The organism is Bacillus sp. PK6-026 (genome assembly GCF_054161455.1).
Genome location: NZ_CP096418.1, coordinates 966,614 through 991,534, shown reverse-complemented (window position 1 = coordinate 991,534; position 24,921 = coordinate 966,614). Strand labels below are relative to the sequence as shown.

The following is a 24,921-nucleotide window of genomic DNA, read 5'->3' as shown; positions in this document are numbered from 1 at the left end:
TTTACACCTCAACTCTTCTGTTCAGTAATTTGCAGGAGAGATAGAAGAGACAGACGCCTAAGACTGTGTAATACACCAGGAGAACACCCGGCAAATCAACTTGAGAAAATGTAACAGTCCATCCTGAATGTTCGTAATGAAGTTTGAATTCAGCCTTTAAAGAAATGCTCCACAATTTCTGCAATTCCTGGAATAAGCCGCTCTCGATGAACAGCGCCTCGATTAATCCGTAAGCACTGTAGATTAGCAAGGGAATGATCCAGCGGATTTTTTTGATAGCCGGATATTTTCTGAGCGCTTCATATACCGTCCACAGAAACATCACCCATGTGGAAAAACTGATGGAGCCTAAAAAGACAGCGATATTGACGAGAAGCAAATCTGACACGGAAAACAGACCGGCGCTGCTGGAGAGCAGAACGCTTCTGACAACCAGCCCGAAAATGAATAAAACAGCGTGGGAAATCAATTGGTATACGGCAGCTGAAGCAAGCTTTGACACCAGCAATAACGCACTGTTGTTCGGATTATATAACCAAAGCTGCGTCTTCCCTTCCAGACGGAGCTGAGCTAGGATCATTAAAGGACAAAACAGACTATGAAATAATAAAATGGTCACTAGCGCCCCAAAAAGAGCCATTGATTCGCCTGTATAATGAGCAAACCAAAAGCTTGCAATAATCGCACAAATCATGCACAGCATCCAAACCAAAAACCAAAACCTTGCCATGAGAAAATCTTTTTTAAATAAACCGCTGAAAGACCGCAAAACATATCCTCCTCTAGTCACTGTATCAGTGTACTACGTCAATAGTACACCGATACAGTGAAAATCGCAATCAAATATTACAAAAAAATGCAAAAAAAAAAAAAGCAAACCCGCTGGTTCCCAGCGAATTTGCCTTTAATCCTGTTCCCGCTTTTTCATGGATTTTAATGCTTTTCGGTAATCCATATCGTCCATTTCCGTTTTCTCGGAATGGTTTTTTTCCTCTTTTGGATGTTGAAGTTTTTGCAGAATCGCCCGATAGGTTTGATCATTCATTTCGAACGGATCTTGCTGATCGGCTTCAACTTGCTCAGCGACTTCTTCTTCCTGAACATGAGGAATGCCAGCTTCAGCTGCCGCGTTATCCTCATGTTCGGGTTTATCCTGTGAAGACGCCGACCGCACATTAAATACCACCAGACCGATAATGACGAGGACAGCAGCGATGATGGTCAATATAATGGTCATGTCAAATCGCTCCTCACTGTCCTGCTGTAAAGCGGTCTGTCACTTGGGCGACGCGTCTGCCTAAAGCCCGGCCCAGCTCCAGGCCTTCTTCGCCGATCAGTTCGTCACTGTCGACAGGACACGTGATACCTGCACCGTAATAAGACCCGTATAAAGCATTTTCAGGTACATTTCCAGGCAAGCCGACGACCATCATGCCTTGATGAAGCATCGGTGTTATTAAGTTGAGCATTGTCGCCTCAAGACCGCCGTGAGTTGTCGCTGTTGTGCAGAAGACTGCGCCGATCTTATTGATCAGCTTCCCTTCCGCCCAAAGGTAGCCCAGCCTGTCGATCCAAGTTTTTAATCCGGAGCTGATTGTACCGAAATGACCTGGGCAGCCCCAGATGATAGCATCCATTTCTTCGAGCTTTCTAATATCCGCCTGGCTGACATGATCGATCAGCACGTCTGCAGCCTCATGTTCCCCTGCGCCTTCCGCAATGGCTTCAGCCAGCTTTTTCGTATGCTCGCCTTCACTGTCGTAAACAACATAAATTTTCATGTCAGAACCTCCTCATTTTAAGATTCTTTCGCTTCTTTAGGAGCCGGAAGCAATGTCAGCTCCTCCGCCTTGTTCTTCCTGCGCAGCTTGTCTTTTCTGACATCCCTCAAAAACAGGCTGAGAACGAGGCCGATGACACAGAACCCGGCCGCCCACATAAATGCGTCATTGATGCCCATGACATTCGAGTTGAGCTGAGCCTGTCCGGTCAAATATTTCACGACATATTGTTGTGCTTGTTCAAGAGATATATGCATCGATTGCGCTGTTGACTGAATGGTTGACTGCAGTGTGCTCATAAATGACGGATCAGCCGTATTTGTCTGATCGGCCATTGATGCATAGTGGAATGTCGTGCGATTTGTATAAATCGTCGTGATCAAGCTCGTTCCGATCGAACCGCTGATTTGGCGAAGCGTATTCGACATCGCCGTTCCGTGGCTGTTTAAATGCTGCGGAAGCTGGTTCATGCCGGCAGTCATGATCGGCATCATCAACATGGACATCCCAAACGCCCGAATCGCATAGATCAACACGATGTGCATATACGGTGTATCGATCGTAAGCGTCGTAAATTCGTAGGTCGTCACAACAGTGATCAATAATCCGACAATCGCTAGCGGCCTTGGGCCGACTTTATCAAATAAAATTCCTGAGATCGGCGACATCACAAGCATGACAAGTGCGCCCGGCAGCATCAAAAGCCCCGATTGAAGCGCTGTAAAACCGACCAGGTTTTGCAAGTAAATCGGAATCAGGAACATTCCTGCATACAAAGCAACTGTAATGATGGCGTTGATCACGCTTGACAGTGAAAACATATCGTATTTGAACACTCTGAAGTCAAGCATCGGCTCTTTCGATTTCAACTGCTGGATGATAAAAGCGGCAATGCCGATCACACCGATCACAACTGTAGAAAGTACGAGCGGATCATCCCAGCCGTCTGAGCCGGCTTCGCTCACACCATACAGCAACGCCGCAAATCCGACAATTGAAAGAATCGCGCCCGCTGTGTCCAATTTGATTTTTTTAGGTTCCGTCATATTTTTAAATAGGAAAAAACCGAAAATAATGACGATCAAACCAACCGGCACAAGGCCGTAAAACATGATCCGCCAGCTGTAGTTTTCAATGACCCAGCCGGATAGCGTCGGACCGACAGCAGGAGCAAACATCATCGCAAGCCCGAAGATTCCCATTCCTTTCCCGCGGCTTTCCGGAGGAAAGATAAAGAGAATCGTGGTCATGACCAAAGGCTGAAGTATGCCTCCGCCGACTGCCTGAATGAGGCGTCCGGTTAACATCGTCGAGAAGTTAGGCGCAATTCCGCATATCAGCGTTCCGACCGTAAACAGCAGCATCGCCGTTAAAAACAAGCTCCGTCCGCCGAACCGCATAATCAGGAAGGCTGATAAAGGAATCAAAACGCCGTTGACAAGCATATATCCGGTTGTCAGCCATTGAATCGTTGTGGCGCTCACATTGAACTCTGTCATGAGATGAGGCATCGCCACATTCAGTAGCGTTTGGTTTAAAATGGCCAGAAACAAGCCGCCCATTAAAATGATGAGCAGTGACATATTTCCTTTTTTCTGAGAAGCCACTTATGACATCCTCCTTTCGCTCGTTTTTATTTCCCCCGGTTATTTTGAAATTTTCACGGATGCGTTCATTCCCGGCAGCACTTTGTCAGACGGGTTTTTAATTGAAATTTTCACAGGTACTTTCTGCGTCACTTTCGTGTAGTTTCCGCTTGAATTGCTTTGAGAAAGCAAGTCAAATGTTGAGTTTGTCGCATAGCCGATTTCTTCGACATTTCCTTCAAATGTAGTGCCTGAATCACCGTCAACGACGATATCGACTTTGTCCCCTTTTTCGATGTCTTTCAGGTCGTTTTCTTCAATGTTAGCTGTAATGTACAGATGATCCATGTCAATGGTTTTCGCAAGCGTTTGACCGGCTTGTACGATCTGGCCTTCTTTCGCTTCGTTTTTGACAATCGTTCCGTCCATGATCGACTTCACGTCAACCGTTTGTTCCCCTTTGATTTTCGCTGCTTTTTCGTCTTTTGAAACTTTTGATCCTTCTTTCAAATCCCAATCTGAGAGCTTCCCTGATGCAGGCGCCGTAATGTCGGCCATCTCGCCTGTCACGTGTGCTTCGTCGGTTTTCACATAGCTGATGCTGTCATAATAGAAATACGCACCTCCTGCTAAGATGGCAAGCACGATGATGAGTCCGATAATGTTCGTCGCAATTAAACGTCCTTTGCTCATGTTTATTTCTCCTTTCATATCCTTATATTTTGGATGAAGCCGGTTTGATCGGCTTCCGCGGTTTTGCGTTTTCCTATTTCCTGCCCAGCAACTTGCGGGACGTGTACTGAAAAAGTTGTTCAAAACTGAGCAAGAAAGATCGGAAGCGGTAAATTTGTTTTTACCTCTGCACAACAAAATAAATAGTTAACAAGATTAAATATTAGTTAAAGTAATAAAGAATGTCAATAACCTTGCACTTAAAATTTTGATTTAAATATTTTCCAAACAAAAAACCTCCGCTGCCGGAGGTTTCAATCGCGTTTTTTCATGTATATTGATGCCGTTCTTCATTGCTGAAGAAGCTCTTCAGAGCCTGAAAAACATCGGCTTTCTGTTTCAGCACATAATACTTGAATTTTTCGTTTTTAATATTTTTGTAGGCTGACATTAACGTTGAATGTCTGTTGTACTGGTTGACTTCGCCATAGCAAAAGATATTCGCTTTCTCCATAATCTCTCCGACAAGCTTAACGCAACGCGCATTGTCGGATGTCAAATTATCGCCGTCCGAAAAATGAAACGGATAAATGTTATAGCGTGTCGGATGGTATTTGTCTTCAATCAGTTCGAGGGATTTGCGGTATACAGATGAACAAATCGTGCCCCCGCTTTCCCCTTTCGAAAAGAAATCTTCTTCTGATACCACTTTGGCTTCAGTGTGATGGGCGATAAACTCAATATCGACCGTTTCATACTTTGTCCGTAAAAAACGTGTCATCCAAAAGAAAAAGCTTCGCGCCATATATTTTTCCCAAACGCCCATCGATCCGCTCGTATCCATCATTGCGAGCACAACGGCTTTTGATTCCGGCTTTACGGAGTCATTCCACGTTTTAAATTTTAAGTCTTCGGGGTAGATCGGATAAAATGAAGGTTTTCCCGTCATTGCATTTCGCTTAAAAGCGCTGAGCATCGTTCTTTTCTTATCGATATTACCGGTCAAACCCGTTTTGCGGATATCGTTGAACTCAATATCTTCGACAACGATATCATCCCGTTCTTTTTGTTCTAAATTCGGCAGTTCCATTTCGCTGAAGAGCGCCTCTTCCAAATCGATTAACGAAACTTCAGCTTCATAATAATCTTCACCGGCCTGGTCGCCCGCTCCCTGGCCTTTGCCGGCGCCCCGTTTATCCGAACCGTCCCTTGCGACGATATCTCCTACCTCGCTGTCGCCGTCTCCTTGGCCGGCATGTTTATTTTTATCATAGTTATAGCGGATTTTATACTCATCTAACGATCGAATCGGAATTTTGACAACATCTTTGCCGTTGGACATAATAATGCTTTCTTCTGTAATCAGGTCAGGCAGATTGTTTTTGATCGCGTCCTGCACCTTTTTCTGGTGACGCTGTTGGTCATCATACCCTTTTCGGTGGAGGGACCAGTCTTCCTGAGAAATAATAAAATGGCCATTGTCTTTATGGGACATGAATTCCCCTCCTTATTGATAATCCCCTTAAATGGCTTCGGTTTATAGCCCTGCGGATGCAAGTCTAAAATGTTTATTGTTATCTTATGCAGGTGCAAATAACTTTTGACAAACAATTTTGAAAATGGGACAAAAGGACCCGCCCTTCTCCGGACGGGTCTTCAAGTTACCGGTTTAATAAGCTTCCTACATATTTTAAGAGTTCGTTTGCGCTAGTCGAGTTGTAGCCGTGCTCATCAATGAGACGGGCGACGACCTCGTTGATTTTCTTGAGCTGCTGTTCGTCCGGCGTTTTTGTCGATGTCGTGATTTTGACGACATCTTTCAAGTCTGCGAACAGCTTTTTCTGAATGGCTTCTCTGAGCCGCTCATGCGAATTATAGTCAAACCGTTTCCCTTTTCTTGCATAGGCAGAAATGCGAATGAGAATTTCTTCGCGGAATGCCTTTTTCGCATTTTCGGAAATGCCGATTTGTTCTTCTATTGACCTCATCAGCTTTTCATCCGGATTCATTTCTTCTCCCGTCAGCGGATCGCGAAGCTTAATTTTATTGCAGTACGCTTCGACATTATCAAGATAATTGTCCATCAGCGTTTTCGCAGATTCCTCATAAGAGTACACAAACGCTTTTTGGACTTCTTTCTTCGCCATTTCGTCGTATTCTTTTCTGGCGGCGGAAATAAAGTTCAAATAACGCTCGCGGTCTTCTGCCGAAATCGATGGATGCTGGCTAAGCCCTTCTTTTAAAGAACGGAGGACATCAAGCGCATTGATCGATTCCATGTTTTTGCGGATGATCGTCGACGAGATCCGGTTGATGACATAGCGCGGATCGATTCCGCTCATTCCTTCGTCAGTGTATTCTTTTTTCAAATCCTCGACATCGACAGAATTGTAGCCTTCAACACTCTCTCCGTCATACAGCCTCATTTTTTTGACAAGATCAATGTCTGACCGCTTCGGCTCTTTCAGCCTCGTCAAAATCGAAAACATCGCAGCCACTTTTAGCGTGTGCGGCGCAATATGAACATCAGACACATCGCTTTCAGCGACCATTTTTTCATAAATTCTTTCTTCTTCTGATACTTTTAAATTATATGGAATCGGCATGACGATAATCCGCGAATGGAGCGCTTCGTTTTTCTTATTGGATATAAATGAACGGTATTCGGTTTCATTCGTGTGGGCTACGATCAATTCATCCGCTGAGATGAGCGCGAACCGGCCCGCTTTGAAATTCCCTTCCTGTGTAAGCGATAAAAGATGCCAGAGGAATTTTTCATCGCATTTCAGCATCTCTTGAAATTCCATCATTCCTCTGTTCGCTTTGTTTAATTCTCCGTCGAACCGGTATGCGCGCGGATCGGATTCCGATCCGTATTCGGCAATCGTCGAAAAATCAATGCTTCCCGTCAGATCAGCGATATCCTGCGATTTAGGGTCCGACGGACTGAACGTACCGATCCCCGTCCGTTTATCCTCTGAAAAAAAGATTCTTTCAACCTTCACGTCTTCTATTCTTCCGCCGTATTCCTGTTCCAGCCTCATCATGTTCAACGGGGACAGGTTGCCTTGAATACGAATGCCGTATTCATTGTAAAAATCGTCCCGCAGATGCTGAGGAATTAGATGAAGCGGATCTTCGTGCATTGGACAGCCCTGAATGGCGTAGACAGCCCCTTCATCTGTAAGAGAGTATGCTTCAAGCCCCCTTTTCAGCATGGTGACCAAAGTCGACTTTCCCCCGCTAACAGGCCCCATCAAAAGCAGGATTCTTTTTCTGACATCAAGGCGCTTCGCGGCCGGATGAAAGTATTCTTCAACTAGGCGTTCCAAAGGCTCTTCAAGACCAAACAGCTCTTTGTCAAAGAAGCTGTATACTTTTTTCCCGTCTTTCTCTTCAATGCCGCTGTCTTTAATCATATTGTAAACGCGGGAATGAGCAGATTGCGCGACAGTCGGATTTTCCTTTACGATTTCTAAATATTCAGCGAAGGTTCCTTCCCATTTCAGACGCTGCTCTTCCTCTCTATACTGTTCAATCTTTTTTAATATATCCATAAGAACCTCCTATATGATGATAAATGCAAGGTGCCAAGTGAATCACTGTTACATTCAATCTATGCGGAGATGTCCCTTTAGATGCTTTTCATATAAAAAATGAAATGTACTTTCCTCGAATTGACAAGGATGGAGCAAACCATTCATAATAAGAGCAGAAAAGTTCCGTCCGCAAGTGCTCCTGCGGTACGGCTGATGGCATCGGTGCAGATGACAACAAGGGAATAAGGATGAGGAGGGATTTTAATGAGAACGTTGATCATGATGGGGGTCATCCTCGCGTTCCTCGTATCCATTTTTACTGCCGGATACGAAAGTAAACCCGGCAAATAAAATTCAAAGGAAAAAGGATGGCTCACTTTTGAAGCCATCCTTTTTTCGTAACATAACACTGTTTTATTCCTGTTGATCTTCATTTACTTCAGACTTAGGAGATACCCGGCAGCTGCTTTTGTATTCAACTTTCTCAATCTTGCATCCGGGCCCTATATGCACGCGGTTTCCCCTGACCATGCGGGCCTCCGTGTTTTCCAGGTAAATATCATCTCCTTCGATTGTCCCTGCTGAGAGAAAACCTCCGTTTCTATTAAACAAGAGCCCGCGTTTTTTGACAATCTTAATATGCGTGCCGCCGATATCGCCAATCGAACTGTTTCCGAACTTTAAGCCGATGTCAATCGCGCCGGCGTTCAGCAGACCCTTTACGTCCAAGCTGCCCGTCAGTGTAAAATCCTCTGCCTCACAATCGCCTCTTACGTTCAGTGCGCCTTTGACATCGCACGTTTCAGCCGCCATATTACCCCCGATATTGATAATGCCTTTTACGGCTGCATCGCTGATGTCGGCGTCCTCAGAAACATCCGCCGTCCCGTACACTCTGGCTTTGTCAGCTTTCAGCCTCCCCCGGATCTCTGTTTCCCCGTGTACACTAAAGCTTTTGATTGTCGCATCGCCTGACAATTCGCTTGTGCCGTGTGTACTGAATTTTTCACATTCAATGTTTCCTGTGATCGTTCCTTCACCTCTGATGAGAACATGATGGAATGATCCGCCTCCGGCATTTCCGGAGCCGTGTATTTTCAAGTCGTGTTTCTTCATGTCCTATCCCTCCGCTATATTTTCCTCTTCTCTCCGACTTTTGCCGTTTCCGCCACCCGGATATCTTCCTTATACTCAATCAGGTCGATGTCGCAATTTTCGCCGATGATAACCGAATTGCCCCGGACAACTTTCGCGGCCGTATTGGCGAGTTCAATTTGATCCCCTTCAATCAGCTCGGCAGACAGTCTCGGAGGAGAAATAAGCGGCGTTAAAAACGAGAACAGCTTCGATTGATGTGCAGTGCAGACGATCCGCCGGCACCCGATTTCTTTCACTTTACTTTCACCGCCGTGAACCTTAATCTCAATTTGTTCCGCGTTTAAAAGCCCGTCGATTGTAAAATAGCCTTCCGCAGTAAAATGTTCCACTTCGCAGTCTTTGCCGATTGACGTTTTTCCGCGAACGATTGCTTCGTCGCCTTTCACATGTCCGCTAATGCCGGCATAGCCTAAAACTTTAAGCTGTTCTGCTTCGACATCGCCATCCACCTTTGCAGAACCGTCGATTCTGACCTTGGAAGCTGCGATTGCGCCGTTTAGTTTGGCGTGGCCGCTGATTCTCAGCTCACCCGCTTTCACGTCTCCGTTTACAGTCCCGGTGCCGCTGCAGCTGAACCTTTCGCAGTCAATATCGCCGTTAATCGTTCCTTTGCCGTTTAATTCAACCGTTTGATACGTGCCTCCGCCTGAACTGCCAAATCCGTTTATCAATAAATTCTCCATCTTTTGATCCTCCATTTACATGAATTTTGTTTTCAATTCTTCGCTGCTCGCTGCCAGATTGATGTCAGCGGCGACCTTGACTCCTTTTTCCAACACGATGCTGCCCTCGGTGATCAGACATGTTGCAATGCCGAGCTTCCGAAGCACAATCAGCCTCCCTTTGTTCTCCGCCTCGTGTGACATGATGACATCCAGCACCATTTTTCCTTCATCCAGGCTGATGTCGCCGGATTGGAGCAGGCCTTCCAGCACATAAGCCGCAAGCGCTTCTGTCAGATGAAATGGCTCATCGCGCTTTCCGGTGCATTCTTCAAAAAACGTCATGACCGCTTGTGAAACGATGCCTTTTTCAAGCAGTTCCCCGCGGCTCGCGCTAAGTTCGGACAGACCGGGTGTAAACATTTCCGCCATTTCATCAAGGGAAAGATTTTCTTTCATGCTTTGAATGGTTTCGATTCTTTTTAAAATGTCTTCCTTCGGAAAAAACGTTTCTTGTCCGGTGAACGTCGATTTCCGGATAAACCACTCTTCCGGTATTAAATTTTTCCGTTTCCATCTATAGAGCTGCCCGTATGAGATCGAAGTCAAATCCAGCAGCTCTTTTTTTGAAATTAAATCATCCTGAACCATCTGTTTCAGCTCCTTTACACACATTGTAACATAACACTGTTACATTAGAAAGTAAAAAAAGAACCCTCTGTTAAAAAGGGCTCTTTTCCTGATAAAGCTTACTTAAGTCAAATCTCTGTAATTCTGCTGGCGAAGCGCCTCATACACGAGGATTGCTGCAGTATTTGATAAGTTCAGTGATCTGACATGCTCTGTCATAGGCAGGCGCAGACAGCGATCCATGTTTTGTTCGATCAGCTCTTTCGGCAAGCCGTTCGTCTCTCTTCCGAAGACAAAGAAGTGATCTTCGTTTTGATCTGAATAATCAAATGAAGTGTGCGGTTTTTGACCGAATTTTGTAATGAAGAAAAAACGGCCGTCAGGATGGGCATTAAACAATTCGTCCAATGAGTCGTGGTAGACGACATTGACGAATTCCCAATAATCAAGACCTGCCCGCTTGAGCATTTTATCGTCGGTTGAAAAGCCGAGCGGTCTGATTAAATGAAGCGTTGTATCTGTTGCTGCACAAGTCCGTGCGATATTTCCTGTGTTTGCAGGAATTTCTGGTTGATATAGTACGACATGCAATGCCAAAGTATTCACCTCTGTTTTTCTGATCCGCTGTTTATTATACCACTCATTACGATTTTGTCGTATCATCTGATATATGAAAAAACGCATATCGAATCGATGAAGTATAAGCAGGCGAATCCTCGTAAGACCAGTACCTCATCCGGCAGTCGTGCGTTTGCGCGTTCACCAGCGGCATATTGCTTTTATCCTTTGCCGTCACAAGAGCCACGTGGTCAAATCTTCCGTCTCCGTTAAAATCATAGCAGATGACATCGCCTTCGATCAGCTCTTTCGCGGCCCGCTTTTGAACCGCTCGGAGGCCGGCTTTTGACTGCTTCAAAAAGGTTCTGAGCGAATGAGCGACAGTCCAGCTGTAACTCCAGGAATGGTTTTGCATCCACCAGCCTTTGCCTCTGTTCGGATAGCCGCGCATCGGCGCATCTCCCGCCCTTATGCACTGGGAAATAAAGTTTGTGCAATTGTCTTCAAAGTTTTTGTAAGCGGGATTTCGTTTATTCCAATACGTTTCTGCATAGCGCACCGCGGCCAGCCGGTCATAGCGGAACGCCCTTCCCAGCAATTCGCGCATCTCATCATCGCCGCTTTCAGGGTCAGGATAAGACTGTGCGGCCGGACGCGGGGCCTTGGAGTCTTTGATGACCATCTGATCATACAAAATGGCGCTTCTGTCTTCAATATGTTCTTCCATATACATATCATCCCCGTCTTTGCACAAGTATGCGGTATGGGTTTGATAGTTCACATGCGACGCGCCGTCTTCATCAAGCCAGTGCTCTTTTACAGCTGCTTTCATATTGGCCTTCACGATCTGCACGCCGCGGTTTTGAAAAAGCCTCCGCTTCCGTTCAATGACTTCAAAACCCCCGGCATCCTGCCAGTTTGTTTCATCATTGCCGTTGATTAAGTAATGAAGTCTGGCTTTCAGGAGCTGCTCGATGATCTGTTTCAAGGGCTACACCACCATATGTTTGTTAATTCATTTCTCATCATTAAACATATGTCAGGACAGCCCTCAATTAGTCGCACTCGTTTCTTTTAAAAGGCCGATGCCTTTTTGGATTTCAGCTTTTGCTTCTTCATCCTGCTCGTGCGCGAGCGCGCGCTCCAATTCACCCATCACATCCGCTCCGCCGATCTTTCCGACCGCCCATGCGGCGGTTCCCCTGATGACCGGCCGCGGATCTTTGTGCATCAGCTCAATCAGTTCAGGGAGAGCGTCCGTTTCTTTAAAATGGGCAAGTGCGATAATCGCATTTCTCTGAATCGGCTTTTTGCCTCTCCATGAGCCGGCCACGTGGCCGAACTTTTCTTTAAATTCGCGATTCGACATCGTCAGAAGCGGTTTTAAAAGCGGCTTGGCAATCTCAGGGTCCGGCTCCATTTCAGGATGCAGATGAAAATCGACCCCTTTATTTTTCGGGCATACCATCTGGCACGTATCACAGCCGTAGATCCTGTTCCCGATTTTCGTACGGAACTCGTCGGGCAGAAAACCTTTTGTCTGCGTCTGAAAAGCGATGCAGCGCTGGGAGTTGAGCTGCCCGGGGTTGACGAGCGCACCGGTCGGGCATGCCTCAATACATTTATTGCATGAGCCGCATTGATCTTCGATTCTCTCATCAGGCTCGAACGGAATATTCGTAATCATTTCCGCCAAGTAAACGTAAGACCCGAATTCAGGCGTAATGATCATGCAGTTCTTTCCGCTCCAGCCGATGCCCGCGCGCTCTGCGACAGCTCTGTCCGACAGCTCACCGGTGTCAACCATCGATTTCGTTCTGACATCGCTGCGCTGCGCTTTCAAAAATTCTTCCAGCTGATCAAGCTTTTCCCGCAGAACATGATGATAATCCTTTCCCCAGGAAGCTCTGCAAAAGATGCCCCTCCGTTCGCCTTTCTTGCTTCTCGGCGCATCTTTCATTTTTGAAGGGTAAGCAAGGGCGATGGCGATGATCGATTTCGCCTTCGGCAAAAGCAGATCCGGGTTCGTCCGCTTTTCAAGATCGGGTTCTTCAAAGCCTGATTCATAGCCGAGGGTCCGGTTCTCAATCAATCGTTCTTTTAATGTTTCAAAAGTATCTGCACTGGCGAACCGGATTTTATCGATGCCGATTTCCTGTGCGAATTCGATGACATCCTGTTTCAGTTTTTTCACATCCATCGTGCAGAGCCTCCTTTCTTTGTTTTCGTTTTCGCTCTCTGTATAATAGAGTGTACCATGACACGGGAGATGAATTTAAATTGGAACTTCGTTTGCAAATCGCGCCTGCTATTTTAAACCGCATTCCTTCATTTAAGGTTGGCGCTGTGTTATATCAAGATATTGAGATCACCGGCTCCCCGCAAATGCTCAAAGGCCGGCTCCGCCTTTTTCAGGAATCGCTGTTTTTTGACTATGCCGATCGCAGTCCCGAAGATGAATCGGCCGTTAAAGAATGGCATGATGCCTTCCGTGAGCTGAACCCGTCTTATTCAGGACGGGAAAGCGGACTCGAACGGATGCTGAAAGATATCAAAGAACAACGCTTTGTTGAGCCGAAAAATTCAGCGATTGATTTGAGCCGTTTTTTCTCCCTCAAATATTTGATACCGGTTCATATATATGATGCCCGGAAATTAAACGGTCCGATCAAAATCGAACCCGGCAGTCCCGGCGAGATCATCACGTTCTCCGATGATGCTGGAGCATTCGGCACGATCACCGGAAACCTCAGCCTTCATCATGCAGGAACGGATACAAAAGATGCCTTGCAGCTCGTCTTTTTCAGGCCCTCATTATCTATAGAAGAATCCCGCCGCCTGCTCGAGTCTTTAACAAAAATGTTCGAACAAATTCACGGCGGCGAACATATCTCAACCGTCTTTCCTTAAAAACCTGTTCTTAAAGAGAGCAGGTTTTTTACGATGATTTCATACATGAAAAAACGCAATGCTTCGTTTAATCTGAGAAACGAAACACTGCGTTATAAACAGTATGTATGGAGCGGGTGATGGGAATCGAACCCACGACATCAGCTTGGAAGGCTGAGGTTTTACCACTAAACTACACCCGCATATGATCTCTAAAAACAACATCATCGTTTTGACTTTTATTATGTTACACGTTTATTAAAATTTCGTCAAGGGTATATTAAAAATTTGTCGAAAAAAAACCGCCGATATGAACATCGGCAGCTTTTTTCCGGACATTGACAGATTACCAGCTGGATTTCTTCACACCTGGTACCTGGCCTTTATATGCTAACTCTCTGAACGCGATCCGCGACATTTTAAACTTTCTCATATATCCTCTCGGCCTTCCGGTCACTTCGCAGCGGTTATGCAGCCTTGATGGCGCCGAGTCGCGCGGAAGCTTGCTCAAAGCTCTGTAATCGCCTTTTTCTTTTAGTTCTTTTCTGAGTTCCGCATATTGTTCAACAAGCTTTTGGCGCTTTTTTTCTTTAGCAATTTTTGATTTCTTGGCCACTCTGAGTATCCTCCTTCTCAATAAAGCGTAATGATTACGATTTAAATTTATCACAACCCGTCTTCCGATGCAAATAAAAAAAGCCTGCCTCAAGTAGCAAGCTCTTTTAAGATTCACCCTTTTTTTTCTGATAAATTGATGAAATCGCGGCCGTTATAATAAAAATGCCGATAAACAGCCCGATCATAATGAAGAAAAAGTTGGGCTTCACCTGGAATGAAAAAGCCGATTCGCTCTCCATGACAAACGACAAACTGTTAAACAGGATATCGTTGCTCGTTTGATTTGAAAAAAGATGATAAAACAAAAGCGCAGCCGCAAGCATCGGAAATGCGAGAAAGCTTGAGAAACTGGCAAAGATTAGTCCCTGCTTTAAAGAGTTTGTATTCATGATGATTTACCTCCAATTCCTCTGATCATCAGCTGTTTCATAATCGACTTTCCGTCACCCATAAACGGAAGCAGATACATCATATGCAGAGCATAAGTGGAAAAGAACAGAAGCATGCCGACCGAGACCGCGTTTTCCTGAAGAAAAAAGATCGTAAACAGCACGCCGGCTATTCCGAGCGCCCCTGGTATAAGCGGCCCCAACGCCGTAATCCAAATCGACTTTTTATCATACGGCGATATGACAGGCCTGATAAATTTGACGGACATCATATCAGCCGCTAAAAACCCTTGAGGCCCGTTTTTTTCCGACAAATTTCCGGTGCGCGATGCCGTGCACCACTTCATGAAGTGCTGTGCCGGTGATCAACCCGAAATAGATGACGGAAAAATAAGCGGCAATGCTGATGATTGAACCGTCCGGAACGAAAATGTAAGCCGAAAGCGACAGCATCAAAAAGACGAGCCAGAAAACAATAATTTTCTTAGAAATCACATGAAGAAATTTCATATACAAAAACAGAAATGAATCAGAATCGCTTGAAAACCTTTCCTTGTAGCGAATATGGTACTGGCCGAAAAACTGATAGAGAAAACCGAGGAAAGACGGGCGTTCACCGTACTTCCAATTGATTAAATAGTTGCGGTTGAGCCCTGTCAGCAATTGGTGCAAATCCTTTAGCAACACCTCTTCACTGACGCGAAAGACGCCGGCCAGATCCCCGGCTATCTCCAGTTCGTCTTTTTTTCCGTCGACTTCTTTCAGCATTTGATAGGCTGTCGGATTGATGGGAAAATCCGCATCGAGATCACGATCTGAAATATGCTTCCGATCCAGCTTCACATGCTCTGGAAAATAGGGAATTTTTTTGATTCCGACCAGTGCTTTCAACATCCTAATGATCATAATGGTACCTCCATTTAAACCCTCCGTATAACAGCAGGATCAGCAGTAATTCGAGACACGGTATGAGAAACAGCAGCGCTTCGCCCGTGACTTTATCGACCGCATAATTCACGATGAAAAACAGCGGAATCATAAAGATGAGGAGCATTCCGAAAGAGAAGATCCCCATATAAGGGTTGTTGCGGTCAAGCGGAAAAATAATGCCCGCTAAATAGAACATCGCAATTGCATTTAATAGCACTGCAATCGTCTTTACAAAGACCGCAAAGCTCTCAGGAAAAGTCCACGTCAACACGGAAAACAAGCAGAGTTGAATGAGGCCAAGCACACACAGCCCGAGATACTTTGACCACAAAACCGTTGTTATTTTCAAGTGCATCGCCTTGTACACCTGCATCATCCGCAGATCATTCCCATATGAATTGAAGGCGATGATGCCCGTCACGCCTCCAAGCACCAAATAGCTCTCCCCGGTAAATCCGAACTGAAATTTGTATTTTAAAAAGCATAGAGCCAAAAGTAAAAAAATGAAGTTTAAAATATTTTCTTCATTTCTGGCCTGTGATTTTATTTCTTTCACCGCCAAAGACAGCGGTTTTGACGACGGGATTTTAATAAATGAAAACAGTTTGGATGATTTTTTTTCAGTGAGGATCGGCACAACATTCAGCGACATAAACGAAGCAGTTACTGCGGCTGCCAAGATCAGCACCACCAGTATGATTCCGGCGCCTGCCGGCTGACCGTTCAGCACGAGAAACAGCGGCGCTGCAAAATACGTCAGATTATAATCAAAGGTTGAATAAGCGTTCTGAATCTTCCCCAGATCAAAAGAGGTGAATCCGTAAATAACAGCTAATACGACAAGAACAAACATTGAGAAAAATTTTTGCAGCGGAAAACCGAATTTCAAGATCACCATATACACCAGGTTATAAACAAGGTTGAGAAGCGAAAAGAAAAAAATGATCTGCACAAAAAGCAGGGCAAAAAACGTAAAAGCAAACCAAAAGCCTACACCGCTGGCGACAAAATTCGGAATCAGCAGAATAGACATGATAAACAGGACAAGGAATGAAACCGCGCCGGCAAACGGAATAAAATATCCGAGACTCCTCTCGAAAGCCGTCAGCGGGAACCAGCTCAGCTGCATGGAGAAGCTGTTCTGTTCAGGCGTCCTTACTTTAAATAAAATGAAGAAAACAAACGTAAAAATCGAGACGTTCATGAACATTGAAATCACGAACAACCCGAGTGAGCGAATTTCTCCATTCAGAAAAGCGCTTAAAAACATCCCCGTAAAGCTGTAGCCAATGATGCTCCCCATCGCAACCGCCAAAATTAAAAAAAGGGCGGCGATCATTTTTTTGGTGCCGGTATTTAAGAGCTTGCCCATTTCCTTCTGCCACATTTTCAGCATCATTTTAGAAATTTCGAATGATTTGATCAAAATGCGCACCCCTATCACTCAGCATCGAAGCTTTCAAGAACACTTCTTCAAGCGAATTACAGCTGTATTTAACCTTTAATTCTTTGACTTTTCCTTCATCCATCTTGACGCCTTTGGAAATAATCGCAATCTTATCGCACAATTCTTCCGCAGAAAGCATGTCATGAGTCGCAAGCAGTATCGATCCTTGTGTGGCCGCATAGCGCTTCATCAGCTTTTTCGTATTGATGACCGCTTCAATATCAAGCCCGCGAAACGGCTCATCCATGATGACAAATTCGCTCTCCAGCATAAAAGCAGCGATCAGCTGCGTCTTTTTTTTCATTCCGTGTGAGTACGTTTCAATCGGCTCCTGCAAAGCCTCTTTCATATCGAAAAGCTCAATTAATTGTCTCCGCTTTTCATTTGATGTACAATTATACATAGAAGAAACAAAATCCAAATATTCGGCAGCTGAAAGGGCATCCGGCAAAAGCAGTTCATCGGGAACATACGCCAGCTTTTGCTTGAATTCCGCCGTCGTGTTCTGCAGGTCATCCAAAAGAATGGTTCCTTCACTAGGCGTAATGATTCCTAAAATGGAATTAATAATCGACGTCTTTCCTGAACCGTTCGGACCCGCTATCGCGACAATCTGGTTTTTTTCAATCTTTATATGAAACCCGCTAACGGCAGTCACATTGTTTTTATATGTTTTAGATAGGTTATCTATAATAAACATAATGCCTCCAGGGTATGATTAATGTCAGGAAGACTTAACCGCCCCCCACAGACGGTTAAGCCTCATCAAATATGTCTCTTGTTGTGAACAGATACTTTAAGTATGGCTATTTCCTACATTCAATGTTGACTTTCAAACCGCTGACCCATTGGACGGATCCTGTGAAGCTGCCGTTTCCGTTAACTACACACCATACAGCGGCGCCAAGAACAACAGTTGCGCCAAGTGCCAAAAGCACTGCAACAAACACCAAGAACCAAGCCTGATCTTCGATCGACGGATTGACAGAATAGTCAACCTGAGGTGCTGCGTATGTCATTTTTCCCCCTCCTTTCTATCAAGTAACCAAAGAGTAACATATCCAAAATCATACTGAAATCTATGAAATTTCCTATTTCATAAACACTACGTTCCAACTATTTATTTAAGGATCTCGCGGTTTTTCAATCTAATGGCCCACGCTTTTCGGCTTGGAAGAGAAGATGAAAGCCCCGTTTCCACTTTATGATGTCTTTATAATCTTTTTGTCTTATTTCTCCTCCTTCTTTCTCTCTCATTTTTTCTTTTTATAAATCTCGTGTCTTTCAAGGATGTTAAGGAAAAAGAACCAGCTAATAAGACCCTCTTTCTCCTGAAATCCGAACCCCAAAATACCCCCAAAGTCCCTTTTTTTCAAAAAGTGAGATAATTCTATTTTCTCTATTCCATTTCTGTTAATTTTATGTATAAATTTAAATGTTACAGTTAATAACCTGCCGATCCTAGATCAAAAGATGTTGATTACATTGTAAAATCAAGTTAACATTATGTCAAACCCATTTAACAATATGTCAAATATACTATATAAACGAAGAATTGCAGGTGGTAGGATGAACAACAGGGTTAGAGAATTGAGAGCAAGGTACGGGTATTCACAGGAAGCCCTTGCAAACGCGATCGGAGTTACAAGGCAGACAGTTGCGGCCATTGAAAAAGGCAATTACATCCCGTCGCTTCTTTTGGCTTTGAAAATTTGCGATGAATTTCAATTAAAAATGGAAGACGTATTTTGGTTAGAGGGAGGCAAACACGAATGAATATGATCACACGGACTTTCTTTCACATCCTTCTGTTCGGACTCGCATGCTGGACGTTTATAACCTTTTTTCACACATCGGAACAAATCGCCAAAAGCTTGAAAACAAACGCTTCAGAGCTCCATTTTGTTTTTAACCTGATTCCCATCCTTCTCTTTGGGCTCGCGCTTTCGATTTACACATACTTGGAGAAAAAAAGCGGTTCACGCAAGCAGCGCTTTATGCTCGTCCCTGACGAATTTAAAGAACAGGATGAAAGAGAACAGATGATTACCGCAAAAGCATGCAGAACATCTTATATCGTGCTGTATGTGGCGATGCCAGTCGCAGCGCTTCTATTGATCTTTTACCCGTTTTTCCAAGCCAGGATCCCGTATTTCCCGATCATCGTCATCTTTGTGCTGATCATTATTCAGCATCTTTCGTATATGTTTTCATTTTATAAAAACAGATAAAAAACTCCAGAATGTCTGGAGTTTTTTTATTTAAATCGTTTTTTCCTTTTGCCTCGTCGGAAAATGGTCATTTCCGATGACTTCGCCAGACGCTTTTCTTTGAAGTTTCGGGCGAAACGGAAGGAGCGGAAAGACCTTTTCGGCAAAATGGTACGCTTCTTCAAGATGAGGATAACCTGAGAAGATAAAGGATTCGATGCCGAGATCAGCATATTCTTTTATCCGGCAGGCCACCGTTTCCGGATCACCGACGAGCGCTGTCCCCGCTCCGCCTCTGACCAGTCCGATGCCCGCCCAAAGATTCGGGCTGATCTCAAGATTGGTTCTGTTTCCCTGATGAAGCTGAACCATCCTCTTTTGCCCTGATGAATCCGTCCGTTTCATCGCGTTTTGGGCTGCGGCAATCGTTTCATCATCCAAGTGGCTGATCAGTCTATTTGCCGCCTGCCACGCCTCTTGTTCCGTTTCTCTGACGATTACGTGCAGTCTAATTCCAAAACGGACGTTCCTCCCTTCTTTTTCAGCCTGTCTTTTGACAGATTGGATTTTTTCTTTAACGAGATGGGGCGGCTCTCCCCATGTTAAATAGACATCCGCGTGTTTGGCGGCAGTCTCCTGCCCGGCCTTTGACGAACCCCCAAAATAGATCGGCGGATGAGGGTGTTGGGCGGGCGGAAAGAGTAAGCGGCCGTTTTCGGTCTTCAAGTGTTTCCCCGAATAGCTGACAGTCTCGCCTTTTAAAAGCGACCGCCATATGTCGAGAAACTCATTTGTCGCTTCATACCGTTCATCATGGCTGATAAACAGGCCGTCGCCGGCTAATTCATACGGATCACCGCCGGCGACCACATTGATGAGGAGTCTGCCCTCTGCAAGCCGGTCGAATGTGGAAGCCATCCGCGCCGCAACCGACGGCTGCATCAAACCGGGTCTTACAGCGACTAAAAACTTCAGATTTTTCGTGACTGACGCCAGAGCGGCGGCGGTAATCCACGGATCTTCGCACGATCTTCCCGTCGGCAAAAGAACCCCTGTATACCCAAGCCGGTCAGCCGCTTGCGCTACCTGCTGAAAATAGGTGTGATCTGCGGCTCTGCCTCCCGTGTCTGTGCCGAGATAACGTCCGTCCCCATGAGTAGGAATAAACCATAAAATGTCCAAAAAGATCTCCCCTTTACTTTTGATTACCTTGATAGCTGTTTCTCCAGCCAAGGCACTTTTTCTCCAGAATTCTGACGAATGAATCCGTCAGCTTGCCGACGGCTGCGAAAATCAAAATTCCGACAAACACCTTATCGGTTTGTGAAAACTGTCTGGCATCCATAATCATATAGCCGACTCCCGCGCTTGATCCCATCAGTTCGGCAACAACAAGGCCCAGCCACGAAACACCGAGCGACAGGCGGATGCCTAAGAGGATGTTCGGAAGCGATGCGGGAAGAATCAGCTTAGTCACCTGCTTCAGCCAATGGAACTCCAATACTCTCGCCACATCGAACAGTTTCGAATCGACGCCCCTGATTCCTGAAAATGTGTTGATATATACCGGGAAGAAGGCGCCGAGCGCGATCAAGAGCACCTTTGACAGTTCGTCGAAACCGAACCATAAGATAAACAGCGGCGTGACGGCGAGATGCGGAACGGTTCTCAGCATTTGCAGAGAGGGATCGAGATAATCCTCGGCGATTTTTGAAAAGCCGATTACAAGCCCCAGCAGGAGCCCGAGTCCGGCTCCCAGGAAAAAGCCGAGCGCGGCGCGCTGAATGCTGATGCCTAAATGAGTGAAAAGCTCTCCTGATACGATGAGATCCCGAAATGTAAGCAATATATCTAAAGGAGCCGGAAGCACGGTTTTTGATATGAGCTCAAATGACCCGACAAGCTGCCATAATAAAATCAATATCACGGGTAATACAATTCCCTTCCCCCATGCCAGCCGAAAAGCGGCCGGTCTCAGTTTTGCGCCTGCTTTCGGCTGGATCGAGGGGGTGCTTGATGAAACAGCCCTCATTTGTCATCTCCTCCTTTCAGCGCTTTTTTAATAAATGAATTGTCAACCACTTCTTTTACATCAATCTCTTTGTTAATCGCTTTTAATTCGAATTGAAAATCGGCAGTCTCCTGCTGCGTTTCAATAATGCGGTCTGTGATCGGCTCATTTAACGGTTCGGTGTTATTCAGCACGTTTTCAACGACCTTTTTGTCGAGATTTTTAATTTTCGCATACGCTTCAACTGCTTCTTTCTTATGGTTTTTATGCCATTTCACGGCCTTGTCATACACCTTCAGAAAACGGATCACCTCATCAGGATACTTCTCGGCAAATTCGCTTCGTACAAGCGTAAAACCCGGGGAATACTTGTCGATTTGTTCCCCGTCAACCAATATTGCCGCGTCACTTTTGATCGTTTTAAGGGACAAAAACGGCTCCCAAATCGACCATGCATCAATCGCGCCGCTGTCAAATGCCGGCATGGCTTCGTCAGGCTGAAGCTGAATGATGTTGACGTCTGTTGGCTCCAGACCTGCTTTATCGATCACTTTATACAGAAAATCGAACCCGCTGCTGCCTTTTGCCACCGCCACCTTCTTTCCTTTCAAATCTTTTATGTCATCGATGCCGCTCCCTTTTTTCACAAGAATGCCGTTCGCCTTTAAACCGTCTTGCGAAAGACCGATTTCTTTAAAATCAATGCCAGCCGCCTGCCCTGCGATCACCGGTGAATTTCCAACCTGGGAAAAATCAAGTTTACCTGCGGCAAGACCTTCAAACTGCGGCGGACCGCTTTGAAACTCTGTCCATTTCACTTGAATCCCTTCTTTTGCGAACTCTTTTTCAAACCAGCCTTTTTCTTTTGCAAGGAGCAACGGGCTTAAGCTTTGCTGCACTCCGATGTTGATCTCTTTTAAATCTCCGCCCCCTCCGCTTGATTGGGCTGCTGAACAGCCCGCAAGAAGCATCAGGCAGCCCAGCATATACAACGGCCATTTTTTCACGTTTTTCCGCTCCTTTCTGCTCAAATCCCTGAACCTTCCTGAAAGCTGAATGTTTCCGTTGTCTCGAATTCTTTCAGCACTTTTTGTCTGATTGATTGAAAAACGGGCGATGTTCTGCTGCGCGGAAATGGCAGATCGACCGGAATCAGCTTGTGGATTCTCCCCGGCTTTGCGGTAAGAATCGCGACCCGGTTGGCTAAATAAACCGATTCGTCAATATCGTGCGTCACGAGGATCATCGTCATCTTCTTTTCTCGCCAAATGTCTGTCAGAACATCCTGGAGATGCTTTCTCGTAAAGGCGTCCAAGGCGCCGAAGGGTTCATCAAGCAGCAAAATCTCAGGCTCCCTGAGCAAAGCCCTGGCAATCGCGACCCGCTGCGACATACCTCCGGACAGCTCGCGTGGATACTGTTTCTCCGCGCCTTTCAGCCGCACCGTTTCAATCAATTCATCGACTTTTTTTCGCACCGCCGGTTCTTTCAGGCTTAAATCTGCGGCGATATTTTGCTCGACCGTCAGCCATGGAAAAAGCCGATGCTCCTGAAAGATGAAACCTTGCTGAATCCCCGGGCCCTTGATTTCTCTTCCGTTCATGCTGATTCGCCCTTCATAATTCCCGTCAAGACCGGCAGCGATTTTTAAGAGCGTGCTTTTCCCGCATCCGCTTGGACCGATGACAGTCAGAAATTCGCCGTTTTCGACCGTCAGTTTCACGTCTTGAAGCACGCTTGTTTTAAGGCTGCCGTTTCCAAATGCTTTTTCTTTTACACGAATTGATAAAGACATCTTGTTCCCCTTTCTTTTCTAAACTGAAAATAAAAAACTCTTATCCCAATTGAGATAAGAGCCTTCGGTTGACCGATCAGCGCTGATGGAATTTTCCGAAATATTAAACAACATACTAATTCATATTATTCCGACCTGTCAACCCCATATTATAAAAAAACAGATGAAAGGTTCCCCTTTCATCTGCAGTATTGCCCGTTTTTAACTGTAAATGCTGCCGCCTGCTTTTTTAAATTCCTTCGCCTTCTCTTCCAATCCTTTTTGAATAGCCTTTTGTTCATCAAGGTCGTTTTCCTTGGCATAGTCGCGAATATCCTGGGAAATTCTCATACTGCAAAATTTAGGCCCGCACATTGAACAAAAGTGTGCCGTTTTGGCGCCTTCCGCCGGAAGGGTTTCATCATGGTATTCAAGCGCTCTTTCCGGATCGAGCGACAAATTGAACTGGTCCCGCCAGCGGAATTCAAAGCGCGCCTTGGAAAGCGCGTCATCGCGGATTTGCGCGCCGGGGTGCCCTTTGGCAAGGTCAGCCGCATGGGCCGCGATTTTGTATGTTATGACGCCTTCGCGGACATCGTCTTTGTTCGGCAGTCCCAAATGCTCCTTCGGCGTCACATAGCAAAGCATGGCCGTGCCGTACCAGCCGATCATCGCCGCTCCGATTGCCGATGTAATATGATCGTAGCCCGGTGCAATATCGGTCGTCAGCGGGCCGAGCGTGTAAAACGGCGCCTCTTTGCAAATTTCCATCTGCTTGTCGACATTCTCTTTAATTTTATGCATCGGCACGTGTCCCGGTCCTTCGATCATCACTTGAACATCATGCTTCCAGGCGATTTCCGTCAGCTCGCCGAGCGTCTCCAATTCGGCAAATTGGGCCTCATCATTCGCATCCGCAATCGAGCCGGGCCGAAGGCCGTCCCCGAGCGAAAATGCGATATCGTATGTTTTCATAATCTCGCAAATCTCTTCAAAATGAGTGTACAGAAAGCTTTCCTCATGATGAGCCAAACACCATTGCGCCATAATTGCCCCGCCGCGGGATACGACTCCAGTGACGCGCTTTGCCGTCAGCGGCACATACCGAAGAAGGACGCCGGCATGAATCGTAAAATAATCAACGCCTTGCTCAGCCTGCTCGATTAATGTATCGCGGTAAATCTCCCAAGTGAGATCTTCCGCGACGCCGTTTACTTTTTCAAGCGCCTGATAAATTGGCACAGTCCCTACAGGAACTGGACAATTGCGGATGATCCACTCCCTCGTTGTATGAATATCTTTACCTGTGGACAAGTCCATCATCGTATCGGCGCCCCAGCGGATGGCCCATGTCATTTTTTCTACTTCTTCTTCAATCGAAGAGGTGACAGCGGAATTGCCGATGTTGGCATTGATTTTCACGTGGAAGTTGCGGCCGATAATCATCGGTTCGCTTTCCGGATGGTTGATATTTGACGGAATAATCGCCCGTCCGCTTGCCACTTCATCACGAACAAATTCGGGAGATACATGCTCTCGGATCGCGATAAATTCCATCTCGGGCGTAATGATCCCCTTTCTTGCATAATGCAGCTGGGTGACATTTTGACTTTTTTTTGCGCGCAGCGGTTTTCGTTTCAACCCTGGATAGCTGTTGCTCGCTTTCTCTTTGCTTTTATAGCCGTTATCCTCCGGTCTGATTTCTCTGCCTTCATATTCTTCGGTATCGCCGCGCTCCCTGATCCAGGTCGCCCGCAAAGGTTTCAGCCCCTTAAGAATATCAACCTCTGCATTCGCGTCCGTATAGGGACCGCTCGTGTCGTAGACGCGGACAGGCTGATTTTCTTCGGCGCCAAATGAACCCGTCGTCGGACTTAGCGAAATTTCTCTCATCGGCACTTGAATGTCAGGTCGCGCCCCTTCGACATACACTTTGCGGCTCCCTGAAAAACTTGACATAATCGAGATGTTTTTTTGCTGTACTGACTCCTGTTTCATGTAAAAATCCTTCCCCTCTAAAAAATTGATCAGGACGAAACTCCGGAACAGCACCAGCACAAAAAAACC

General features: G+C 45.8%; 28 protein-coding genes and 1 tRNA gene. 3 read left to right on the top strand and 26 right to left on the bottom strand.

Annotated features, from left to right (window positions below; translation table 11 throughout):
* Window position 1 precedes the first annotated feature (1 nt).
* The 13 genes from M1D59_RS05010 to queG form a co-directional block, all read right to left on the bottom strand.
* Window positions 2-769, bottom strand: coding sequence for a hypothetical protein (locus tag M1D59_RS05010; protein ID WP_051303785.1), 768 nt, complete (start codon window positions 767-769; stop codon window positions 2-4).
* 135 nt (window positions 770-904) lie between these two features.
* Complete coding sequence (locus tag M1D59_RS05005; protein ID WP_039072544.1) at window positions 905-1,237, bottom strand: hypothetical protein; 333 nt, start codon at window positions 1,235-1,237, stop codon at window positions 905-907.
* A 13-nt stretch (window positions 1,238-1,250) separates the two neighbouring features.
* Window positions 1,251-1,781, bottom strand: coding sequence for an NAD(P)H-dependent oxidoreductase (locus M1D59_RS05000; RefSeq protein WP_020450678.1), 531 nt, complete (start codon window positions 1,779-1,781; stop codon window positions 1,251-1,253).
* A 17-nt stretch (window positions 1,782-1,798) separates the two neighbouring features.
* Window positions 1,799-3,364: a DHA2 family efflux MFS transporter permease subunit gene (locus M1D59_RS04995; RefSeq protein WP_217626294.1), complete on the bottom strand. Its 1,566-nt coding sequence runs from the start codon at window positions 3,362-3,364 to the stop codon at window positions 1,799-1,801.
* A 63-nt stretch (window positions 3,365-3,427) separates the two neighbouring features.
* Entirely contained in the window at window positions 3,428-4,060 is a 633-nt protein-coding gene (locus M1D59_RS04990) for an HlyD family secretion protein (RefSeq protein WP_020450676.1), read from the bottom strand.
* Window positions 4,061-4,367: 307 nt separating this feature from the next.
* Window positions 4,368-5,534, bottom strand: coding sequence for a sporulation protein YhbH (gene yhbH, locus M1D59_RS04985; RefSeq protein ID WP_020450675.1), 1,167 nt, complete (start codon window positions 5,532-5,534; stop codon window positions 4,368-4,370).
* Between the two features lie 166 nt (window positions 5,535-5,700).
* Window positions 5,701-7,596: a serine/threonine protein kinase PrkA gene (gene prkA / locus M1D59_RS04980; protein ID WP_026580010.1), complete on the bottom strand. Its 1,896-nt coding sequence runs from the start codon at window positions 7,594-7,596 to the stop codon at window positions 5,701-5,703.
* A 396-nt stretch (window positions 7,597-7,992) separates the two neighbouring features.
* On the bottom strand, window positions 7,993-8,694 hold the full coding sequence (locus M1D59_RS04975; RefSeq protein WP_020450673.1) for a hypothetical protein: 702 nt from the start codon (window positions 8,692-8,694) through the stop codon (window positions 7,993-7,995).
* Window positions 8,695-8,708: 14 nt separating this feature from the next.
* Window positions 8,709-9,419, bottom strand: coding sequence for a polymer-forming cytoskeletal protein (locus M1D59_RS04970; protein ID WP_025811860.1), 711 nt, complete (start codon window positions 9,417-9,419; stop codon window positions 8,709-8,711).
* Between the two features lie 15 nt (window positions 9,420-9,434).
* Window positions 9,435-10,049 carry a YhbD family protein gene (locus M1D59_RS04965; RefSeq protein ID WP_458117844.1) on the bottom strand — a complete coding sequence of 205 codons (615 nt, stop codon included), beginning with the start codon at window positions 10,047-10,049 and terminating at the stop codon, window positions 9,435-9,437.
* A 102-nt stretch (window positions 10,050-10,151) separates the two neighbouring features.
* Window positions 10,152-10,634, bottom strand: coding sequence for a tRNA (uridine(34)/cytosine(34)/5-carboxymethylaminomethyluridine(34)-2'-O)-methyltransferase TrmL (gene trmL / locus M1D59_RS04960; RefSeq protein ID WP_101560627.1), 483 nt, complete (start codon window positions 10,632-10,634; stop codon window positions 10,152-10,154).
* Window positions 10,635-10,671: 37 nt separating this feature from the next.
* Window positions 10,672-11,574 carry an amidase domain-containing protein gene (locus M1D59_RS04955; RefSeq protein ID WP_023856472.1) on the bottom strand — a complete coding sequence of 301 codons (903 nt, stop codon included), beginning with the start codon at window positions 11,572-11,574 and terminating at the stop codon, window positions 10,672-10,674.
* A 63-nt stretch (window positions 11,575-11,637) separates the two neighbouring features.
* On the bottom strand, window positions 11,638-12,786 hold the full coding sequence (queG, locus tag M1D59_RS04950) for a tRNA epoxyqueuosine(34) reductase QueG (protein ID WP_020450668.1): 1,149 nt from the start codon (window positions 12,784-12,786) through the stop codon (window positions 11,638-11,640).
* Window positions 12,787-12,866: 80 nt separating this feature from the next.
* Here queG and M1D59_RS04945 point away from each other — a divergent pair, with 80 nt between their 5' ends.
* Window positions 12,867-13,496, top strand: coding sequence for a hypothetical protein (locus M1D59_RS04945; RefSeq protein WP_458117843.1), 630 nt, complete (start codon window positions 12,867-12,869; stop codon window positions 13,494-13,496).
* Between the two features lie 108 nt (window positions 13,497-13,604).
* Here M1D59_RS04945 and M1D59_RS04940 read toward each other — a convergent pair.
* From M1D59_RS04940 to M1D59_RS04905, 8 genes are all read right to left on the bottom strand, one after another.
* Window positions 13,605-13,678 (bottom strand) — tRNA-Gly (locus M1D59_RS04940).
* A gap of 143 nt (window positions 13,679-13,821) precedes the next feature.
* Entirely contained in the window at window positions 13,822-14,091 is a 270-nt protein-coding gene (gene rpsN, locus M1D59_RS04935) for a 30S ribosomal protein S14 (protein WP_023856470.1), read from the bottom strand.
* 106 nt (window positions 14,092-14,197) lie between these two features.
* Window positions 14,198-14,482, bottom strand: a complete 285-nt coding sequence (locus M1D59_RS04930; protein ID WP_011197680.1) for a hypothetical protein — start codon at window positions 14,480-14,482, stop codon at window positions 14,198-14,200.
* Window positions 14,479-14,751, bottom strand: coding sequence for a hypothetical protein (locus M1D59_RS04925; protein ID WP_458117842.1), 273 nt, complete (start codon window positions 14,749-14,751; stop codon window positions 14,479-14,481). The genes M1D59_RS04930 and M1D59_RS04925 overlap by 4 nt, the downstream gene beginning before the upstream one ends.
* 4 nt (window positions 14,752-14,755) lie before the next feature.
* Window positions 14,756-15,388, bottom strand: a complete 633-nt coding sequence (locus tag M1D59_RS04920) for a PqqD family protein (protein WP_458117841.1) — start codon at window positions 15,386-15,388, stop codon at window positions 14,756-14,758.
* Window positions 15,378-16,847, bottom strand: a complete 1,470-nt coding sequence (locus M1D59_RS04915) for a hypothetical protein (protein ID WP_144498047.1) — start codon at window positions 16,845-16,847, stop codon at window positions 15,378-15,380. The genes M1D59_RS04920 and M1D59_RS04915 overlap by 11 nt, the downstream gene beginning before the upstream one ends.
* Entirely contained in the window at window positions 16,813-17,559 is a 747-nt protein-coding gene (locus M1D59_RS04910; RefSeq protein WP_020450663.1) for an ABC transporter ATP-binding protein, read from the bottom strand. The genes M1D59_RS04915 and M1D59_RS04910 overlap by 35 nt, the downstream gene beginning before the upstream one ends.
* 106 nt (window positions 17,560-17,665) lie before the next feature.
* A complete protein-coding gene (locus M1D59_RS04905) occupies window positions 17,666-17,878 on the bottom strand; it encodes a hypothetical protein (RefSeq protein ID WP_020450662.1) in 213 nt (70 codons plus the stop codon).
* 550 nt (window positions 17,879-18,428) lie between these two features.
* Here M1D59_RS04905 and M1D59_RS04900 point away from each other — a divergent pair.
* Together M1D59_RS04900 and M1D59_RS04895 are read left to right on the top strand one after the other, a co-directional pair.
* Window positions 18,429-18,635: a helix-turn-helix transcriptional regulator gene (locus M1D59_RS04900; RefSeq protein ID WP_035339153.1), complete on the top strand. Its 207-nt coding sequence runs from the start codon at window positions 18,429-18,431 to the stop codon at window positions 18,633-18,635.
* Window positions 18,632-19,090, top strand: coding sequence for a hypothetical protein (locus M1D59_RS04895; RefSeq protein ID WP_025811868.1), 459 nt, complete (start codon window positions 18,632-18,634; stop codon window positions 19,088-19,090). Before M1D59_RS04900 ends, M1D59_RS04895 begins: the two co-directional genes overlap by 4 nt.
* Window positions 19,091-19,120: 30 nt before the next feature.
* Here M1D59_RS04895 and ssuD read toward each other — a convergent pair whose 3' ends face one another.
* From ssuD to thiC, 5 genes are all read right to left on the bottom strand, one after another.
* Window positions 19,121-20,251 carry an FMNH2-dependent alkanesulfonate monooxygenase gene (gene ssuD / locus M1D59_RS04890; RefSeq protein WP_020450658.1) on the bottom strand — a complete coding sequence of 377 codons (1,131 nt, stop codon included), beginning with the start codon at window positions 20,249-20,251 and terminating at the stop codon, window positions 19,121-19,123.
* A 13-nt stretch (window positions 20,252-20,264) separates the two neighbouring features.
* Window positions 20,265-21,101: an ABC transporter permease gene (locus tag M1D59_RS04885; protein WP_020450657.1), complete on the bottom strand. Its 837-nt coding sequence runs from the start codon at window positions 21,099-21,101 to the stop codon at window positions 20,265-20,267.
* Window positions 21,098-22,066 (bottom strand): aliphatic sulfonate ABC transporter substrate-binding protein, encoded by a 969-nt coding sequence (locus tag M1D59_RS04880; RefSeq protein ID WP_216921109.1) that lies wholly within the window; start codon window positions 22,064-22,066, stop codon window positions 21,098-21,100. Before M1D59_RS04880 ends, M1D59_RS04885 begins: the two co-directional genes overlap by 4 nt.
* 41 nt (window positions 22,067-22,107) lie before the next feature.
* Complete coding sequence (locus tag M1D59_RS04875; protein ID WP_025811874.1) at window positions 22,108-22,875, bottom strand: ABC transporter ATP-binding protein; 768 nt, start codon at window positions 22,873-22,875, stop codon at window positions 22,108-22,110.
* Between the two features lie 201 nt (window positions 22,876-23,076).
* Complete coding sequence (gene thiC / locus M1D59_RS04870; protein ID WP_035339446.1) at window positions 23,077-24,852, bottom strand: phosphomethylpyrimidine synthase ThiC; 1,776 nt, start codon at window positions 24,850-24,852, stop codon at window positions 23,077-23,079.
* Between the last annotated feature and the right edge of the window lie 69 nt (window positions 24,853-24,921).

Coding starts and splice junctions, on each gene's coding strand:
- M1D59_RS05005 (WP_039072544.1), bottom strand. CDS start 1,237: ATGACCATTATATTGACCATCATCGCTGCTGTCCTCGTCATTATCGGT.
- M1D59_RS05000 (WP_020450678.1), bottom strand. CDS start 1,781: ATGAAAATTTATGTTGTTTACGACAGTGAAGGCGAGCATACGAAAAAG.
- M1D59_RS04995 (WP_217626294.1), bottom strand. CDS start 3,364: ATGTCACTGCTCATCATTTTAATGGGCGGCTTGTTTCTGGCCATTTTA.
- M1D59_RS04990 (WP_020450676.1), bottom strand. CDS start 4,060: ATGAGCAAAGGACGTTTAATTGCGACGAACATTATCGGACTCATCATC.
- yhbH (WP_020450675.1), bottom strand. CDS start 5,534: ATGTCCCATAAAGACAATGGCCATTTTATTATTTCTCAGGAAGACTGG.
- prkA (WP_026580010.1), bottom strand. CDS start 7,596: ATGGATATATTAAAAAAGATTGAACAGTATAGAGAGGAAGAGCAGCGT.
- M1D59_RS04975 (WP_020450673.1), bottom strand. CDS start 8,694: ATGAAGAAACACGACTTGAAAATACACGGCTCCGGAAATGCCGGAGGC.
- M1D59_RS04970 (WP_025811860.1), bottom strand. CDS start 9,419: ATGGAGAATTTATTGATAAACGGATTTGGCAGTTCAGGCGGAGGCACG.
- M1D59_RS04965 (WP_458117844.1), bottom strand. CDS start 10,049: ATGGTTCAGGATGATTTAATTTCAAAAAAAGAGCTGCTGGATTTGACT.
- queG (WP_020450668.1), bottom strand. CDS start 12,786: ATGGATGTGAAAAAACTGAAACAGGATGTCATCGAATTCGCACAGGAA.
- M1D59_RS04930 (WP_011197680.1), bottom strand. CDS start 14,482: ATGAATACAAACTCTTTAAAGCAGGGACTAATCTTTGCCAGTTTCTCA.
- M1D59_RS04925 (WP_458117842.1), bottom strand. CDS start 14,751: ATGTCCGTCAAATTTATCAGGCCTGTCATATCGCCGTATGATAAAAAG.
- M1D59_RS04920 (WP_458117841.1), bottom strand. CDS start 15,388: ATGATCATTAGGATGTTGAAAGCACTGGTCGGAATCAAAAAAATTCCC.
- M1D59_RS04910 (WP_020450663.1), bottom strand. CDS start 17,559: ATGTTTATTATAGATAACCTATCTAAAACATATAAAAACAATGTGACT.
- M1D59_RS04905 (WP_020450662.1), bottom strand. CDS start 17,878: ATGACATACGCAGCACCTCAGGTTGACTATTCTGTCAATCCGTCGATC.
- M1D59_RS04900 (WP_035339153.1), top strand. CDS start 18,429: ATGAACAACAGGGTTAGAGAATTGAGAGCAAGGTACGGGTATTCACAG.
- M1D59_RS04895 (WP_025811868.1), top strand. CDS start 18,632: ATGAATATGATCACACGGACTTTCTTTCACATCCTTCTGTTCGGACTC.
- M1D59_RS04885 (WP_020450657.1), bottom strand. CDS start 21,101: ATGAGGGCTGTTTCATCAAGCACCCCCTCGATCCAGCCGAAAGCAGGC.
- M1D59_RS04880 (WP_216921109.1), bottom strand. CDS start 22,066: ATGCTGGGCTGCCTGATGCTTCTTGCGGGCTGTTCAGCAGCCCAATCA.
- M1D59_RS04875 (WP_025811874.1), bottom strand. CDS start 22,875: ATGTCTTTATCAATTCGTGTAAAAGAAAAAGCATTTGGAAACGGCAGC.
- thiC (WP_035339446.1), bottom strand. CDS start 24,852: ATGAAACAGGAGTCAGTACAGCAAAAAAACATCTCGATTATGTCAAGT.